The sequence below is a fragment of the Rhizobium terrae genome (genome assembly GCF_003425685.1).
GTDB lineage: Bacteria > Pseudomonadota > Alphaproteobacteria > Rhizobiales > Rhizobiaceae > Neorhizobium > Neorhizobium terrae.
Map to the genome: position 1 here is coordinate 92,168 of NZ_QJKM01000005.1, position 16,115 is coordinate 108,282.

Genomic DNA, 16,115 nt, shown 5'->3' on the forward strand with positions numbered 1-16,115 from the left:
TCGAGCTGCACCGAACGTGGCAGTGAGGCTGCCAGCCAGCTGTGAAGGTCGGTTAGCGGCCGGGATGAGCTTATTGTCCCGGCCTGCTTTTGAAACGCGCGGCAGCGCCCGTTCGCGCTGGGTCATCGGTGAGGTTTTCGTGCTAGAAAACGGCCGTGCCCGCCCCCGCAAGCCCCAGGCCCAATACCACCAGCCAGGGTGGCGCCTTCCAGACGACCAGCAGGATGAAGCCCGTCAGCGCCAGCGCGAAATCGTATGGGTCGAGCACAGCGCTGGTCCAAACCGGAGTATAGAGGGCCGCACCAAGAATACCGACGACGGCGGCGTTGGCGCCACGCATCGCCGCCTGTGCTATGGGACGCTTGCGGAAATTGTCCCAGAAGGGCAGCGCGCCGACCAGCAGAAGGAAGCCCGGCAGGAAAATCGCGACGAGGCAGATGGCGGCGCCAAGGATGCCATTCGGAGCAGATCCCATGACGGCGCCGAGATAGGCCGCAAAGGTGAACAGCGGTCCGGGAACGGCCTGAGCCGCGCCATAGCCGGACAGAAAGGCGTCGTTCGTTACCCAACCAGGATTAACCACCTCTGCCTGCAGCAGGGGCAGCACGACATGGCCGCCGCCGAAGACCAGCGAGCCGGAGCGATAGAAGGAGTCGAACAGGGCAAGACCTTGAGAATCGACAGTGGATGCCACGATGGGCAACCCCGCGAGCAGCAGGCAGAAAGTAAGGAGGCATCCAACCCCAACAATCGGAGAAATCCGGAAGAAAAGATGCGCCGTTCCCGTGGCGGGACCGTTGCGGCAGAATAGAAGCCCGGCCAGCCCGCCGGCCGCGATCGCGGCAATCTGTCCGATCGCGCCGGCTGCGAACACGACGATAACGACGGCGGCGAGAGCGATGCTCGCCCGCGTTCGGTCCGGGGTGAGGGTCCTTGCCATCCCCCAGACGGCTTGCGCCACGACCGCGACGGCCACCACCTTCAATCCGTGCAACACGCCGGCTCCTATGGGACCGTCGAATGCCGTCGCTGCCATCGCGAATATCACCAGCAGGATCGCAGATGGAAGTGTGAAGGCAACCCAGGCGGCCAAAGCGCCAAGCGGACCACCGCGCAGGAGTCCAAGGGCAAAGCCGACCTGGCTTGAGGCTGGGCCAGGAAGAAACTGGCACAGCGCCACGAGATCGGCATAACCTGCCTCATCGATCCACTTGCGGCGGACGACCAATTCATCGCGAAAATAGCCGAGATGCGCGATCGGGCCCCCGAAGGAGGTGACGCCGAGCTTCAGGAAGGCGGTAAAGACCTCTCCGGGCGTGCCATGCGGACGTTCGACTGCTTCCTCATGAATTGTTTCCGCCGACGACTTCACGAAACAGCTCCTTGGCCTTTTCCCTGGCCAGTTCGAGAGCTGCAATACCGTAGGGTGTTGCGTTGTAGATTCTGCGATGCGTGCGCCCCACCCGTTCCGTTCGAGAGGTGAGGTATCCCTTCTTCTCCATGGAATGCAGCATCGGATAGAGCGTGCCGGCGGAGACCTTGTAGCCGTGATGCGCCAGTTCCTCGATCATCCACAGGCCGTGGAGATCGCCTTCGGCCGCATGATGCAGGACGTGAAGCCGGATGAAGCCGGAAAGAAGGTCCTGGTGTTCCATTCATCACCATCAAAAATAAACCTCACTCTCGAAAAGCGATATCGGGAACCGAGATTAGAGGTAAAGAGTTTGGCCTTCAACCGTCAAAAGGACTGGGCGGTTCATCGAAGCACGAACCATAGGAGAATACCAATGGTCAGTGAAGCCGATCGTGATCCGCGTCACCATACGCAGAAGATGCAGACGCGCCTGCAGGAAACCATGGATCACTTACGGGAAGACATCGAAAAGGTCGACGAGCCGCAACTCAAGGCCATGTTCGAAACCGCAGCCGAGGTGTTGGGCGGTCTTCAGAAGGCGTTTGGCGATTACGAGAAGAAGAACGAGGCCGCATGGCAATAGTGCACCTCGATCGGTGGAGGCGCTGGTGGGCACGAGCAACCTAGCTGGCACACAGGGATTGGCGGAATTGATCAGCACGCTTCCAGACAGATTGCCACGACCTGTAACTGTGGGTGACCTTCTGCATGCGATGGGTGATCAGGGGATTGCTGTAATCCTGCTGATGTTCTCTATTCCCGCGATCATTCCAACGCCCGGCATTCCGGCGGGCCTGGTGTTCGGCACGGCGCTCGCTCTGTTGTCGGTTCAGGTCATGCTGGGTGCAGAGCGATTGTGGCTTCCAAAGCGATTGTCAGCCATGGGCGTGCCTCGCTCCCTTGCTGAGCGGATGGCCACGCATGGCGCGCCAGTCCTCGCCCGTCTTGAACGTCAGATGAGGCCACGCGGCAAATTGCTGTCGCAGGTGTTGATGAAACCGGTGCTTGGGCTCGTCATCTTCATGATGGCCGTCTTGATCGCCTTGCCGATACCTTTCGGCAATATGCTGCCGGGTCTCGCCGTTCTTATTACGGCTCTTGGCATGGCACAGCGCGATTCACTGGCGATTGGCGCAGGATTGCTTGTTGCGATCCTCGCAGCCACGGTCAGTGCCGCCATCCTCGCTGGCGGCTGGTGGCTGATCGCCGATTGGATCGGGATGGAACGCGCTTTCAACCGGCCGAAGGGTTAAGCGTCCTGCGCCTCGCCGATGCCTCTGACCTGGTTCTGGAGGCTCATGCGATCCAGCGAGGCGAACGGCAGGTTGATGAAGATGTTGAGGCGGCGTTCCAAGCCGGCAAGCACCTGCATGAAGGCCTGCTTGCGTTGCCAGGCTTCACCTTCAACAAGGATGGGGTCGGGGCAACGCCAGTGCGAGGTGATCGGCAGGCCTGGCCATTCCGGAAGTGCTTCCCCGGCGGCGGTGTCACTGAGCGTAAAGACAAAATCCAGATCGGCAGCCCCAGCATCGGCGAATGTCCCGAAATGCCGCGGCGTCAGCTCTTCGATTGGATAATCTGCGTTCCGGAGAAGTTCCAGCACGATCGGTTCGATCACCGGTGCGGGATCGACGGCCGCGCTGACCGCCTCAAAGCGTCCTCTGCCGACTTTGTTCAGAATGGCTTCCGCCATCACACTGCGTGCGGAATTGCGGCGCGAAAGGAAGAGTACGCGGTAAGTTTCGATCTGCATCGAAAGTCCCTCGGATAACGATATCGGAAATCGATAAAGATATGACAAGGCTCCATGACAGTTTTATGAAGCCAAGTTCGCAGAGAACACAGAGAACAATGAAGCACTGGAGAACGCCTTGGCGGTCAGTGCGCTGTTTGCGAGATAGTCAAGGACCGTTTCGCCATCACCCGGCAGCTCCGACCGTCCGCAACGGCAGCCACCTTCTCATCGACGTCTCAGTAATACCGCCCTCACGATGCCTCGATCAGCGTCCAACCGATGCCAAGTGCGGCAGCCCCAAGGAGCGTGTTGATGACAGAAAGCTCTAAGCGGAAGATGGCAACTCCTGCCAGCAGCGTCAGCACCAGGGCCGGAACGGTGAGCGAGGTCACCACCGGCACATCCATGGCCCAGGAGCCAAACGAGATGGTGGCGACCTCGTGGAACAGCACATGCACTCCGAACCATATGGCGAGGTTGAGGATCACACCGACTACCGCCGCCGTGATCGCAGACATTGCCCCCGAAAGAGCGAGGTTCCCGCGCATTTTTTCGATGAACGGTGCTCCGGCGAAAATCCAGAGGAAGCTCGGGAGGAACGTCACCCATGTCGTGAGGATGGCGGCAAGCGTGGCGGCTGTCAGCGGATTGAGACCGCCCGGATCGCGGTGGCCAGCCAAGAACCCAACGAACTGGGTGACCATGATCAGCGGCCCCGGCGTCGTCTCTGCCATCCCGAGCCCGTCCAGCATCTCCCCCGGCCGCAGCCACCCGAAACCCTCGACCGCCGCCTGCGCCACATAGGCCAGGACGGCGTAGGCTCCGCCGAAGGTGACGACCGCCATCTGGCTGAAGAACACACCGATCTTCGAGAAGACGTTGTCCGGCCCCAGCGCCAAAAGGAGCACTGCAACAGGTAGGAGCCAAAGCACCGCGAGCGCGCCAGAAGTCTTTAGCGACCAAGCTAGGTTCGGCTTCGCATGCGGGGGAATGTCTTCGCCGAGGACGGAATCCCCGTCTTCAAGGATTTTAGCCGACCCGGACTTGTGTCCGCCGCCCACCTGGAAGGCCGGGTTGCCTATACGGCCACCGAAGTATCCGATGATGCCTGCCGCGATGATGATGAGCGGGAAGGGAATGTGCAGGAAGAAGATCGCGACAAAGGCCGCCGCGGCGAGCGCCACCATGACCTTGTTCTTGAGGGCGCGGCTGCCGATCCGGAAGACGGCCTGGATTACGACGGCGAGGACGGCGCATTTCAGGCCGAAGAACATCCCTTCGATGAACGTCAGGTTGCCAAACAGGACATAGATGTAGCTCAATGCCAGGATCGCGATGAAGCCGGGCAGGATGAAGAGCACGCCGGCGATAAGCCCGCCCTTGGTCTTGTTGAGGAGCCAGCCGATGTAGATGGCAAGCTGGTGTGCTTCGGGTCCCGGCAGGAGCATGCAGTAGTTCAAGGCATGGAGAAACCGATGCTCCCCGACCCATCGCTTCTCGTCGACGACAATGCGGTGCATCACCGCGATCTGGCCTGCCGGGCCGCCGAAGCTGAGGGCGGCTACCCGCACCCAGACCTTGGCGGCTTCAGCGAGAGGGACGATGTCTTTCTCGGTCGAGCTGCGCTCGACCGTGCTTTTTGCGAGGTCGGCCATCGCTCTTTATCCTTTCCTTGGATTCGGCCAGTTATGGGTCTCGTCCGTCGCATCTCGGCACCAGCGGTAAAAGGCGTCGTAGATCGTCAGGCCTGCCTCCAGTTGCTCAAGGTCGTCGTTGAACATCCGGGAAAGTCCCAGCGAAACGGCAAGCAGGCCGGGCGCTTCGGGAGCAAGGTCCGGCCGGGCGGTATCCGCGCCCCGCACGATCGTTGCCAGGCGGAGGAGTGGGTCTGTCTTGAGGCCGAACTCCTCGACCATGACATCGAAGGCGCATAACTCGCCGCGATGGCTCCAGAACACATTCTCGATGTCGAAGGGCGTCGCACCGAACCGCTCAGCCACGGCCGACACTTCGCTCGCGGGGACAAACAGGAAGACGGCCGAAGGATCGACAAACCTGCGGATCAGCCACGGGCAGGCGATGCGGTCGATCTTCGGTCGTGACCTGGTTACCCAGACCGTTCGGCCTTGGGCATCCCGACGGGGGAGCTTTCCGTCGGGGACAAGCAGGCCCTGCGCGTCGCACCAGGCCTCAAACCCACCTTCCAGGACCTCGGTCTGCGTTCCAAGCACGCGAAGGTGGGCTGCAACCCCATGTCCGAGTTTCTGCCCTTTCTGACAGAGGACGATGGCAGAGCCGATGACTTCCGGGCCCCATTCCGCGACGCGACGGTAATCTCGCCGGATCGATCCGGGAACCAGTCGAGGGTCGCTTGCGAAGTCCTCGTCGTTGCGGACGTCGATGATCGCAGGCAAGTTGGGGGTGCCGATGATGCGGGCAAGTTTGTCAGGGGTGATTTCGAGATATGACGGCATAGCGCGTCCCTCCGTTGGCTCGGGTTCAAAGGACGCGATTCTTTAGCCGTGGCCTCGTGGGGTGATCGCAACCCCATGTCCGAGATTTTGCTACAGCCGCTTCCGTTGTCAAGGGCTGATGCCTGCATTCACAATGAGCGGAAAAGCTCCACGGCAGCGACCGTCATCAAGACAACGCCGGCGAATGCTTGGAGGGTCTTCGACGTATAATCGAGAGCCTTGGTAGGTTTCAACGCTTGCTCCGATTGTGGGGGGAAGCTGCACTTCGACACCATGAAATCGCTACGCTTCGGAGGTGGCCGGTCAGTCTCCCGATCGGCTGTCATAATCTTCGAGCGGCATGCGTAAGGTACCTCGCCTTCGTTCGCCAACCCATCCTTGCTTTGCATCAAAATTTCGTTCTTACTAAATCAAAAATGCTGATACAGAGAGTGGGCAACGGCAGTATCGAGCATGAAGCCAAACTTTCTTACCATATCAGCGAATACCGGCAGTTCAGTGCTGAAAGGTCTCGCGTCGCCCATCAGGATCAACATTCTCCAGCTTCTGCACGATCGCGGGAAAATGAACGTCAACGAGATCAGCGCTGCTCTTTCGCTGCCTCAATCGACGGTCGCTGTGAACATATTGACCTTGGAAGAGGCAGGATTGATCGATACCCAGTCCGTCAAAGCGACGAAAGGGCATCAGAAAGTCTGCAGCGCCAAATATGACGAGATCATCGTTCGCTTCGATACACCGGAAAAGAGCCCGAAAAGCAACCAGATCGAAGTCGCAATGCCGCTTGGGCTCTTCACCAGCTGTGAAGTGTCCGCACCTTGCGGCCTATGTTCGCCGGATGGTGTCATCGGCCTGCTCGACGTGCCGCACTTTTTTCTAGACCCTGGCCGGGTTCAGGCCGCGCTGATCTGGTTTGGACGCGGCAATGTGGAATACAAGTTCCCCAATAATGCCAGGCTCGTCAATTCCACGATCGATGCAGTTGAATTCTCCATGGAGCTGTCGTCGGAAGTGCCCGGTACGAACGTGAATTGGCCCTCCGACATCACGTTATGGGTCAACGATCATCGGGTCGGGACGTGGACGTCCCCTGGTGACTACGGTGACAAGCGCGGTGTCTATACTCCCAAATGGTGGAAGCTCGAAGGCTCGCAGTACGGGAAGCTCAAGACCTTTCGTATCACCAAACAGGGATCGTTTGTCGATGGCATCTCCATTTCAAACATTACCATCGACGACGTCGGGCTAGCCGATCATCATTCCATACGCATGAAAATCGGGATCGAGGAAAATGCCCCCCATCCGGGAGGCATCAATATTTTCGGACGCGGCTTCGGCAACTACGACCAGGACATCGTCATGCGTCTTTATCTGGCATGAGATGTGAGCATATCAAGCTAAAGCAACTCACGCAGCAGCATCAAAGCGGACAATGCTCCATGAGGCCGGGGGAACAGTGACCGTGGTTCCGGTGTTTTTTACCTCTACACCAGGCAACGGTCGCGGAACGATGTTGTTTGGCTCACTCTTCGTATTGCTGGCTTTAAGCTCCGGGTGATGAAGCGTATGGGCGCGTTGCACCGTCAGGCTTCCAAAACCTGTCGCTGCGATATCGACCTGCATGTCGTCGGAGAGATGCCGGTTGAGGATAAACAGCGTGACCGTCTTGTCCGTCTCCGCGTGCACGGCGGAGAACTTGAGGTAGGGCACGGGATCGATCTTATCGTAGAGATCCTCCGTGTGGGTCGGGTCGTAATAACGCGTCGAATAGGTTGGTGTATCGACCTTTGTCCTCAGGACCCGGCCTCTGCCGAGATTGCTGAAATCCGAGAACGGCCAGAAAATCGTCTGGCGCCATGCGGGGCCGCCGGTCTCCGTCATGATCGGGGCGATCGCGTTGACGAGTTGGGCAAGGCATCCGGCCTTGACCCGATCCGCATGATTGAGAAGCGATATGCAGGCGCCGCCAAAGGCGAGCGCGTCCTGCATGTTGTATTCTTCCTCCAGAATGGGCGGCGCAACGGGCCAACCTTCCTTGACGCGGTTGTGCTCGCCACGCCGTGTGCGATACCAGACGTTCCATTCGTCGAAGCTCAACATGATGCGCTTTCGGGATCGGCGTCGTGCTGCGACCGCGTCTGCGATCGCAACCACCTCTTCGATAAAGCTGTCCATCAGATCGGAACTTGCCAGGAATGACGGCGTGTCGTCGGCATAGTTGTTGAGATATGTGTGCAGCGATATGAACTCCACATGATCGAATGTGTGCTCCAGCACGATCCTTTCCCATTCGCCATATGTGGCCATCTTCCGGCCCGAAGACCCGCATGCCGCCAGTTCGATCGTCGGATCTGTCATCCGCATCATTTTGGCTGTTTCAACCGCGATACGTCCGTATTCTTCGGCTGTCTTTGCGCCCATTTGCCAGCCGCCGTCCATTTCATTGCCCAGGCACCAGAACTTGATGTCATGAGGTTTTTCCCAACCATGCTGGCGGCGAAGATCGGAAAGACGAGTGCCCGATGGATGGTTGCAATATTCGAGCAGATGGCGTGCTTCGTCGGGACCACGTGTACCGAGGTTGACGGCGAGCATGGGTTCGATATCCGCAGCCCGGCACCAGTCCATGAACTCGTTGGTGCCGAAGTGGTTTGTATCGACTGATTTCCATGCGAGATCGAGGCGGCGGGGGCGCTGGTCAACCGGTCCCACACCGTCCTCCCAGTCGTAGCCGGAAACGAAATTGCCGCCGGGATAGCGCATGATCGTGGGATTGAGCTCACGTACGAGATCCAGGACATCTCGCCTGAAACCCTTCTTGTCAGCCGTGGGATGGCCGGGTTCGTAAATCCCGCCATAAACGCAGCGGCCAAGGTGTTCAATGAAAGCACCAAAAAGGCGTTTGTCAGTTTCACCGATAATGAAGTCCCGGTCGAACCGGACTTGGGCTTTGATCATCTCAAATCTCACTCTGATAAAAAGAGAACCGAAAATTTTGCCGCTAGCGCACCTGCGGCTCTAAGTTGTCGATCTGCGGGTGCGGTGATGCCCGTGCTTGCTGGGATGCGGCGCTGTCGCCAGTCAATACGCCGCGGCCGTGCGGATCGGGAGATAGGACGGCGGACTTCAGCAACTGCGAGTAAGAATGTTGAGGGTTTTCCAGAACGACGCGTGCCGATCCGCTTTCTACGACCTCCCCCTTGCGCATGATGATGATCCTGTCGCTGACGTAATAGGCCGTCGCAAGATCATGGGTGATGTAGATGATCGACACCTTCAGGTCGTCGCGCAGCGTGCGAAAGAGATTGACGATGGACATTCTCAAGGACGCGTCGACCATCGACACGGGCTCGTCGGCGACGATCATCGAAGGACCGGGGATGAGCGCGCGGGCAATCGCGACGCGCTGCAACTGTCCGCCGGACAATTCATGAGGAAACCGGCCGCGAACCTCGCCAATCGAGAGACCGACCTTTTTCAAGGCTCTATCGGCAGCCGCTTCGAGCTGCGCGGATGATCGGGCAGGGGTGAAGTTTTTCGCAGTCATAAGGAGATAGCGATCAACGCGCTTCAAGGGGTTGAATGCCTCGAAAGGGTTTTGGAAGATCGGTTGTACGTCCTTCATGAATATTCGCCGAGCGCGTGCTCCACGCATCGAGGCCAGATCCTGGCCTTTGAAGAAGATTGTTCCCGCGGTTGGCCGCACCATGTTGAGGATCATTCTTGCCAGCGTCGTCTTGCCGCTACCGGACTCTCCGATGACCGTGAAGACCTGGGGCTCGTTATCCTCGATCCGAAAGGAGACGTTATCAACGGCCCGGAATTCTTCACGCCCGAACAGGCCACCGCGCCGATAGGTCTTCGAGACCCCCTCGAGTTGCAAAAGAGGGCCGGTCATCGCACCGTCTCCAATGCTTCCGGATGTTGGGGCTTTTCGTCGCTGGTTGGCTGCACCGTTGCACTGGCCGCAAAACAGGCCACTCGATGATCCTCCGCAAGCGTCGTCAGCGCCGGATTCTCGTGGCGACAAATCTCCATCGCCAGCGGGCAGCGGGGATGGAAGCGGCATCCTTTGGGCGGGTCGGCCAGGCTGGGCGGAGATCCGGTGAGCGCGTTGCGTGGATGTATGTCACCGATCCTCGGCAGGCTCGCGATCAGGTGGGCCGTATAAGGATGCATCGGGTTGGAAAAGACATCCGCCGTTCGCCCTTCCTCGACGAGCCTACCGGCATACATGATGCCCAGCCTGTCCGTGATGTTGGCATGAACCGCCAGGTCGTGGGTTACGAAGATCATCGACGATCCGAATTCGCTTTGCGTCTCACGGATCATTGCCAGAACGTCCTTCTGGACGACGACATCAAGCGCGGTCGTCGGCTCATCGGCGATGATGAATTCCGGTTTGCAGAGGGTGGCAAGCGCAATGCAGACGCGCTGTCGCATGCCTCCGGACAATTCGTGCGGATAGGCGCGGAGGATTTCGGCGGGAAGACGCAACCGCTCGAGATGGCGCTTCACCTCCTGTTCGAATTCAGACCGTCCCATATGCATGTGCCGGAATGCAAAATCCTCGAATGTCTTGTGGATTCGCCGAACCGGATTGAGAACGTTCATCGAACCCTGGAGGATGTAGGAGAGATGCCGCCAGCGAATGGCGGAGCGTTCCTTCGATGGCAACGCATACAGGTCATTATTGATAAAGTTGTAATTCACATGTCCGGCGACGATTTCCAGCGGCGGCCTAATTGCGGCGGCTATTGCCTTGATGAATGTTGTTTTGCCGCAGCTGGATTCGCCGGCGATGCCATAGATTTCGTTCTTGCGCACGTGCATCGAGATCCCGTCGACGGCCCGTACTTCACGGTCGATCCCGAAATACTTCATGCGGTAGTAAGCGCGCAAAGCGCGCGTTTCCAACACGTACGAATTTTCGTCCAGAGGTGAACCGGAGATCTGCGTCATCAGGAATTCCCCATCCGGTCGAGCCGGCTTCGCGGATCGATGTATTCGTTCATGGAAATGGACAGCAGGAAGAGGCCGATGAACGTCAGCGTCACGAACAGGGTGGGGAAGAAATACCACCACCAGATTCCGGACACCATCGCGCTATGCTGGTTGGCCCAGAAGATCATGCCGCCGATGGTTGGGGTATCGACATCGGTGAAGCCCAGCACCGCGAGCGTGACCTCCAGTCCGATCGACCAGTTCATGTTGTTCATGAACGTCGAGAAGACGATCGGGAGCACGTAGGGCAGATGTTCCTGGGTAACGATCCTCGGCATGGACATGCCCGAGAAAACGCTGGTGTTTGTGAACTCGCGAGTCCTTAGACTGATCATGACCGATCGGATCAGTCTTGCATCGTAAGCCCAGCCCAGCCCAGCCATGACGAGTGCAAGCACGAACCAAGTCATGTCGTCCCGCAAGACGAAGTAGAGCAGCACCAGAAGGGGAAACAGCGGGATGACGATAAACGTGTCGTTGACGGACATCAGGACCCGGTCGACGGCTCCGCCGGCATAACCGGAAATCAGCCCGATCGCCAGGGAGAGAATCCGGCTGATCAGCGCAACAATGAAGCCAAAGGCGAGCGTATTGCGAAGCGCGAAAGTCAGTTGCCAGAATATGTCCTGACCACGCGAGTTGGTGCCGAACACGTATTCAGCCGAGGGCGGGGCATCCATGGCGACGAGATAGGAATCGATCGGCGCATAAGGCGAGAAGAACGAGGTGGCGGCGACACCGAGTATGACCATCATGATCATGAAGCCGATGGCGAACTCGCCGTTATAGCGGAACAGGTCTCTGAATACGGCAATCATTGGGTCACCTGAACGCGCGGATCGATCAGCGGATAGATGATGTCGATAATGAACACGGCAGCCGATACCGCGATGATGGCGATCGACGTGATCCCGAGGACGAGCGAATAGTCGGCCGCATGAACGGCCTCGACCAGAAGGCGGCCTATGCCCGGGTATCCGAAGACCTGTTCGGTGATCACCGCGCCGTTGAAGATCGCACCGATCGACATCGCAAGACCGGTGATCTGCGGCAGGAAGGCGTTGCGCATCACATACGAGGTTACCAGCCGCCTTTCCGGTACGCCGGCGAGGGCGGCGTAGGTCACGTAGTCGTCGGTGACGATATTGGAAACCAGGGCGCGCATGCCCATGAACCAACTTCCGACGCCGACGAGGATGAGGGAGACCGAGGGCAGGATCGAATGAAGTAGAACACTGCCTAAGAATTGGGGTGTCCAGCCGGGCGCGAGGTTCATCGCATAGCCGCCGCTGCTCGGCAGGATCGGTAACAGGAACGTAAACACAATTAACAGGACAAAGGCGACGATATAGTAGGGCACCGGATGCAAGCCCATCATGATCATGCCGATTATCCGTAGGATACGGTTGCGGCTGTAGTAGCCGGCCAGCCCGCCGATGATATTGCCGATGAACCAACTCAGAATGGTCGAGACCGTAAGGAGTCCGATCGTCCAAGGAAGGGCTCTTCCGATCAACTCACTCACGGGCGTGGGGAATGCCGACAAAGACGGGCCGAAGTCGAGCCTAGCAAGCCTTTGCCAAAAGATCAGATACTCCTCCCAAAGATTGTCGCCCACTCCATAGAGTTCCCGCAACGACTGCCGGAGAAGTTCGATGGATTCAGGGCTGGAAAAACCGAAGGTGCTGACTTGTGCCACGGAATGCTCGACCGGGTCGATCGGCGTAAGATGCGTGATCAGAAATGTGATGCTGATACCGACGAAAACGACCAGCGCGAACTGCAAAACACGCTTGCCCACGTAGATGGCGTAGGATCGCATTGATGCCTCTTGTCTCGGAAAGAGTTTCCGCCCGGCGCTGATATCGCGCCGGGCGGCGGTTGCTCACTTTGCCGGCTTGGTCGGCTTCAAATTGACCATCATGTATTTTGTGTTGCCCCAGTTGGAGACCGGGTTCGTGTAGGGTTTCGTTGCGAGGCTCGGGAAACCGGTCCAGTAGGTCGTGTCCATTGTCGCAAACACGTTGTACGCCATCAGCGGAATGATCGGCATCTCCTCCGCTGCCAGTTTTAGGTAGGCAAGGCCGAGTTCGACGCCGCGAGGATCGTCGAAATCGATCGTGCGGATCTCTTCTATGATCTTGTCCAGCCTGGGTTCAGCCCAACGCTGCCAGTTTCTCGGCGGCTGCACCTTGCCGACATCCACGACGAACTGCGAGTGCCAGCTGTCGAGGAAGAAGGAGAGGTCCGGGTGACCGCCCCAGGTTTCGACGCTCCAGCCGATGAAGGTATCGAAGTCGCCGACGCCTCGCCGGTCGAGCAACGTTCCCTGGGCAACGTCTATATTGGCGTCGATGCCGAAGCGTCGCCATTGCTGCGCGATGATCGATCCGGCACGCGTCATGACAGGCCGGAGATCGCCTTCGACCATAACCTTGACGGAAAACGGCTGGCCATTGGGCTGATACCAGCGTTCACCCTGCTTGGTGAAACCGGCTCTCTGGAGAAGTTCGGTTGCTGCCTCCGGGTCTGGCTTCCACCATCCTCTGCCGAACGCGGCGGCGATGTCGACGGGGTTGGAAGGTATCTGATCTTTCAGCGAAGGCCGGAGCATATCGGCGATCTGCTTGCCTATCGTCGGGTCGTAGGGCTTGATCTTTCGTTTGCCGGTATCGAGCTCGAAACCTGTGAGCCACTGTTCCATCGGCTCGAAATAATACTTGGGATAGAGCCCGGTAGGCGGCACTCCGATTGCCGAGATCGTCGCCGCACCTCGGTAGGAAGCCATGCTGACGGCTTTGATGTCGATCAGCAGAGCAAGCGCCCAGCGCACGTCCTTGTTCTGGAACTTCTCCAGCCGATGGTTGAAGATGACCGAAGGAAGCGTGGGGTCCGGATGTGCATAGGGGAAGCCTTTGAACCAACTGACCGAAGACGGAGAGTCCTTCGCAAGCGTGAACATGCCTTCGGGGGACAGGTCGTGAATGACGTCGAGCCGATGGTTGAGTTGCTCTATGACGCGCTTTTCCGGCGGTCCCGGGTCGATATAGGCAAGATAGCCGGGACCGGGCTCGCCGTAACGGGCAACCGTGGTTCTATGCCAGTCGTCGCGCTTCTTCCAGATGAACCATTTGCCGCCACGGTCAAAATTGTGGAGCGTGTAGGCGCCCAGAGACACCGGCGGATTGAAGTCGAACTTGAGCACGTCGCCGACCTTTTCGAAGACGTGCTTAGGCATCATCCACATCGCATTCCAGCGAACGGTAAACAGGGCGTGGAAGCGCGAATTCGGCTTTTTCAGCTTGAAGAGCACTTCCGTCGGGTTCTTTTTCTCGATCGCCGCGACATTGACTTGGACTGGAGCGCTCCAGCGCAGGCCGCTGGTCTTCATGTGCGTCTCGATCGTGAACACCACGTCGTCAGCCGTGAATTCGACGCCGTCGCTCCAGAAGATGCCGGAGCGCAGCTTCACGGTCATTTCCGTGAAGTTCTTGTTGTAGATCGGCTTTTCCGTTGCAAGCGAATTATCCCAGACACCATTGATGCCGTGGTCGGGATCGATATACCAGAAGGTGTCCATCACATTCTGATGAAGACCGGTAGTCTGGCCGCCTGCGTTGATGGCCCAGATGTTGAACCAGCCTGCGTTCTTAATCGTACCTTCCGGATTTTCCAGAATCAGAAGCTGCTCGCGGGGCAAATCACTTCCCGGCGCTTGCCCAAACGCCGGCCTGGTCGCAAGGAATGTCCCTGCGAGCCACATAAATGTCCTTCTCGAAAGCATGCCGTTATCCTCCCAGTTTCCAGCGTGCTCATCGGCTATCCGAACGCGGAAATGATTGTGCAGCCCGGAAGATAAGTCAACACAAAAATTGATCTATATCACATTCTGTGATATTCATGTCCGTGTCTCGCTTGACTTTAAATCCTGTTCCAAGCTTCTGGCGCGGTGGGATTGCAATCGGAATGCCCGTGGGAGAAATGGGTGCCGCGTCGGGCTTATAGGTCAGGCCTTGATGAGCGAAAGCAGGCCTTATATCGGCTTCGGCAGCATCGCCTCTCGCCGTCGTCCGGCAAATCGATCAGGTCTATGTCGATGTCCGGCAATCTTCGATGAGCCGGGAGTTGCTCGAGGATTTGGTTTCGGGAAAGCGAGGCGGCCGGACTTCCGGTGCAAATCTTCACCGTTGCAGGCTTCCGCTACACCTTGATATCGACGATCATGGCTCCAATCGCGCTCTTGGGGAACATTCGCGGTTATGCTGGCGATGGGGTACCGTCAAGGAAACGCTCGGCGTCCTCAACGACTCCGTCATCCTCGGTGGAGAGATCATCAATCCGGGCGATATCGTCGCCGGCGACGCGGACGGGCTGGTGGTCGTACGACGCGAAGAGATACGGGAAGCAGCGAGGCTGTCGTGGGTACGCGAAGACGCCGAAGCCGGCTACATCAAAGCCTACAAGCAGGGGCAAATCGGCCATTGAAGTCAGCAAGCTCGAAGCCTTATTGAAGGCGAAGGGTCTCATCGTCGATATCTGACGTCGAAGGCTGGTCGGCTTCCAACTCTTCCCTTGCCTGTCGGAGGTAATGAATGACTTTTCCATTGTTTGATCTTTCGGGCCAGCGCGCTCTGGTAACGGGTTCGTCCCAGGGCATCGGTTTTGCCCTGGCGAAGGGATTGGCGGAACACGGCGCTGAACTCGTGCTCAACGGCCGCGATAAGGCGAAGCTCGCAGAGGCCGCCCGTCAGTTGAAGGACGTCGGTACCCCCGTATCCGTTTCCGATTTCGACGTGACGGATGCGGAGGCCGTCAAGCGGGGCGTCGATGTGATCGAACGGGAGGCCGGGCCGATCGACATCCTGATCAACAATGCCGGCATGCAGTTCCGTACGCCGCTGGAAGACTTTCCCGTCGACCGATGGGAGCAGTTGCTGAAGACCAACATCTCCAGCGTCTTCTATGTCGGTCAGGCGGTGGCCCGGTACATGATCGGCCGCGGGCGCGGCAAGATCATCAACATCGCCTCCGTCCAGAGCGAGCTCGCGCGACCGGGCATCGCCCCCTACACGGCGACCAAGGGGGCGGTGAAGAACCTGACGCGCGGCATGTGCACCGACTGGGCGAAGCATGGCCTACAAGTCAATGCCATTGCGCCTGGCTATTTCAAGACGCCGCTCAATCAGGCGCTGGTCGACAGCGCCGAATTCTCATCCTGGCTGGAGAAGCGGACGCCGGCGGCACGCTGGGGCAACGTTGAAGAACTGGTCGGCGCGGCCGTCTTTCTTTCCGGCAAGGCCTCCTCCTTCGTGAACGGACACATGCTCTATGTCGACGGCGGCATCACCACCTCTCTTTAAGGGAACCGGCCATATCGGCCCGCTGAGGGACCGGCAGCCCTCGCCCGGCGCGTTGGTGCCGGACGCCCGGGCCCTGTATCGGGGACGATTATCCCTTGGCGGCGTGGCGACTTGCACATGACAGCCGC

Annotated in this window: 15 protein-coding genes and 1 pseudogene; 5 read left to right on the forward strand and 11 right to left on the reverse strand. The window is 58.6% G+C overall.

Annotated features, from left to right (window positions below; all coding sequences use genetic code 11):
• Window positions 1-142 precede the first annotated feature (142 nt).
• Together chrA (DMO26_RS10600) and DMO26_RS10605 are read right to left on the reverse strand one after the other, a co-directional pair.
• Window positions 143-1,372: a chromate efflux transporter gene (gene chrA, locus DMO26_RS10600; protein ID WP_226951260.1), complete on the reverse strand. Its 1,230-nt coding sequence runs from the start codon at window positions 1,370-1,372 to the stop codon at window positions 143-145.
• A complete protein-coding gene (locus DMO26_RS10605) occupies window positions 1,344-1,655 on the reverse strand; it encodes a PadR family transcriptional regulator (protein ID WP_117192026.1) in 312 nt (103 codons plus the stop codon). The genes chrA (DMO26_RS10600) and DMO26_RS10605 overlap by 29 nt, the downstream gene beginning before the upstream one ends.
• A gap of 132 nt (window positions 1,656-1,787) precedes the next feature.
• On the opposite strand from DMO26_RS10605, the gene DMO26_RS10610 reads away from it, so the two are divergent.
• Together DMO26_RS10610 and DMO26_RS10615 are read left to right on the forward strand one after the other, a co-directional pair.
• Entirely contained in the window at window positions 1,788-1,997 is a 210-nt protein-coding gene (locus DMO26_RS10610) for a hypothetical protein (RefSeq protein WP_117192027.1), read from the forward strand.
• A 67-nt stretch (window positions 1,998-2,064) separates the two neighbouring features.
• Window positions 2,065-2,667: an exopolysaccharide biosynthesis protein gene (locus DMO26_RS10615; RefSeq protein ID WP_162894808.1), complete on the forward strand. Its 603-nt coding sequence runs from the start codon at window positions 2,065-2,067 to the stop codon at window positions 2,665-2,667.
• Here the strand turns inward: DMO26_RS10615 and DMO26_RS10620 are convergent.
• From DMO26_RS10620 to DMO26_RS10630, 3 genes are all read right to left on the reverse strand, one after another.
• Window positions 2,664-3,167, reverse strand: coding sequence for an arsenate reductase/protein-tyrosine-phosphatase family protein (locus DMO26_RS10620; protein ID WP_117192029.1), 504 nt, complete (start codon window positions 3,165-3,167; stop codon window positions 2,664-2,666). The genes DMO26_RS10615 and DMO26_RS10620 overlap by 4 nt on opposite strands.
• Window positions 3,168-3,400: 233 nt before the next feature.
• Window positions 3,401-4,804, reverse strand: a complete 1,404-nt coding sequence (gene chrA / locus DMO26_RS10625) for a chromate efflux transporter (protein WP_117192030.1) — start codon at window positions 4,802-4,804, stop codon at window positions 3,401-3,403.
• A 6-nt stretch (window positions 4,805-4,810) separates the two neighbouring features.
• The gene (locus DMO26_RS10630) at window positions 4,811-5,623 is read right to left on the reverse strand and encodes a chromate resistance protein ChrB domain-containing protein (protein ID WP_117192031.1); all 813 of its coding nucleotides are present in this window, start codon (window positions 5,621-5,623) and stop codon (window positions 4,811-4,813) included.
• 453 nt (window positions 5,624-6,076) lie between these two features.
• On the opposite strand from DMO26_RS10630, the gene DMO26_RS10640 reads away from it, so the two are divergent.
• Window positions 6,077-7,003, forward strand: a complete 927-nt coding sequence (locus DMO26_RS10640; protein ID WP_117192033.1) for an ArsR/SmtB family transcription factor — start codon at window positions 6,077-6,079, stop codon at window positions 7,001-7,003.
• Window positions 7,004-7,030: 27 nt separating this feature from the next.
• Here the strand turns inward: DMO26_RS10640 and arfA are convergent, their stop codons facing one another.
• The 6 genes from arfA to DMO26_RS10670 form a co-directional block, all read right to left on the reverse strand.
• A complete protein-coding gene (gene arfA, locus DMO26_RS10645) occupies window positions 7,031-8,578 on the reverse strand; it encodes an arabinosylfuranosidase ArfA (protein WP_205421202.1) in 1,548 nt (515 codons plus the stop codon).
• Between the two features lie 46 nt (window positions 8,579-8,624).
• Window positions 8,625-9,521: an ABC transporter ATP-binding protein gene (locus DMO26_RS10650; RefSeq protein ID WP_117192035.1), complete on the reverse strand. Its 897-nt coding sequence runs from the start codon at window positions 9,519-9,521 to the stop codon at window positions 8,625-8,627.
• The gene (locus DMO26_RS10655; protein ID WP_117192036.1) at window positions 9,518-10,585 is read right to left on the reverse strand and encodes an ABC transporter ATP-binding protein; all 1,068 of its coding nucleotides are present in this window, start codon (window positions 10,583-10,585) and stop codon (window positions 9,518-9,520) included. Before DMO26_RS10655 ends, DMO26_RS10650 begins: the two co-directional genes overlap by 4 nt.
• Entirely contained in the window at window positions 10,585-11,445 is an 861-nt protein-coding gene (locus tag DMO26_RS10660) for an ABC transporter permease (RefSeq protein WP_117192037.1), read from the reverse strand. The genes DMO26_RS10655 and DMO26_RS10660 overlap by 1 nt, the downstream gene beginning before the upstream one ends.
• Window positions 11,442-12,449 (reverse strand): ABC transporter permease, encoded by a 1,008-nt coding sequence (locus DMO26_RS10665; protein ID WP_117192038.1) that lies wholly within the window; start codon window positions 12,447-12,449, stop codon window positions 11,442-11,444. The genes DMO26_RS10660 and DMO26_RS10665 overlap by 4 nt, the downstream gene beginning before the upstream one ends.
• A 63-nt stretch (window positions 12,450-12,512) precedes the next feature.
• Window positions 12,513-14,390 carry an ABC transporter substrate-binding protein gene (locus DMO26_RS10670; RefSeq protein WP_226951273.1) on the reverse strand — a complete coding sequence of 626 codons (1,878 nt, stop codon included), beginning with the start codon at window positions 14,388-14,390 and terminating at the stop codon, window positions 12,513-12,515.
• Window positions 14,391-14,899: 509 nt separating this feature from the next.
• Here DMO26_RS10670 and DMO26_RS10675 point away from each other — a divergent pair.
• Together DMO26_RS10675 and DMO26_RS10680 are read left to right on the forward strand one after the other, a co-directional pair.
• A pseudogene (locus tag DMO26_RS10675) lies at window positions 14,900-15,167 on the forward strand (4-carboxy-4-hydroxy-2-oxoadipate aldolase/oxaloacetate decarboxylase); the annotation flags it as partial.
• A 52-nt stretch (window positions 15,168-15,219) separates the two neighbouring features.
• Window positions 15,220-15,987: an SDR family oxidoreductase gene (locus DMO26_RS10680; RefSeq protein WP_117192040.1), complete on the forward strand. Its 768-nt coding sequence runs from the start codon at window positions 15,220-15,222 to the stop codon at window positions 15,985-15,987.
• Window positions 15,988-16,115 lie beyond the last annotated feature (128 nt).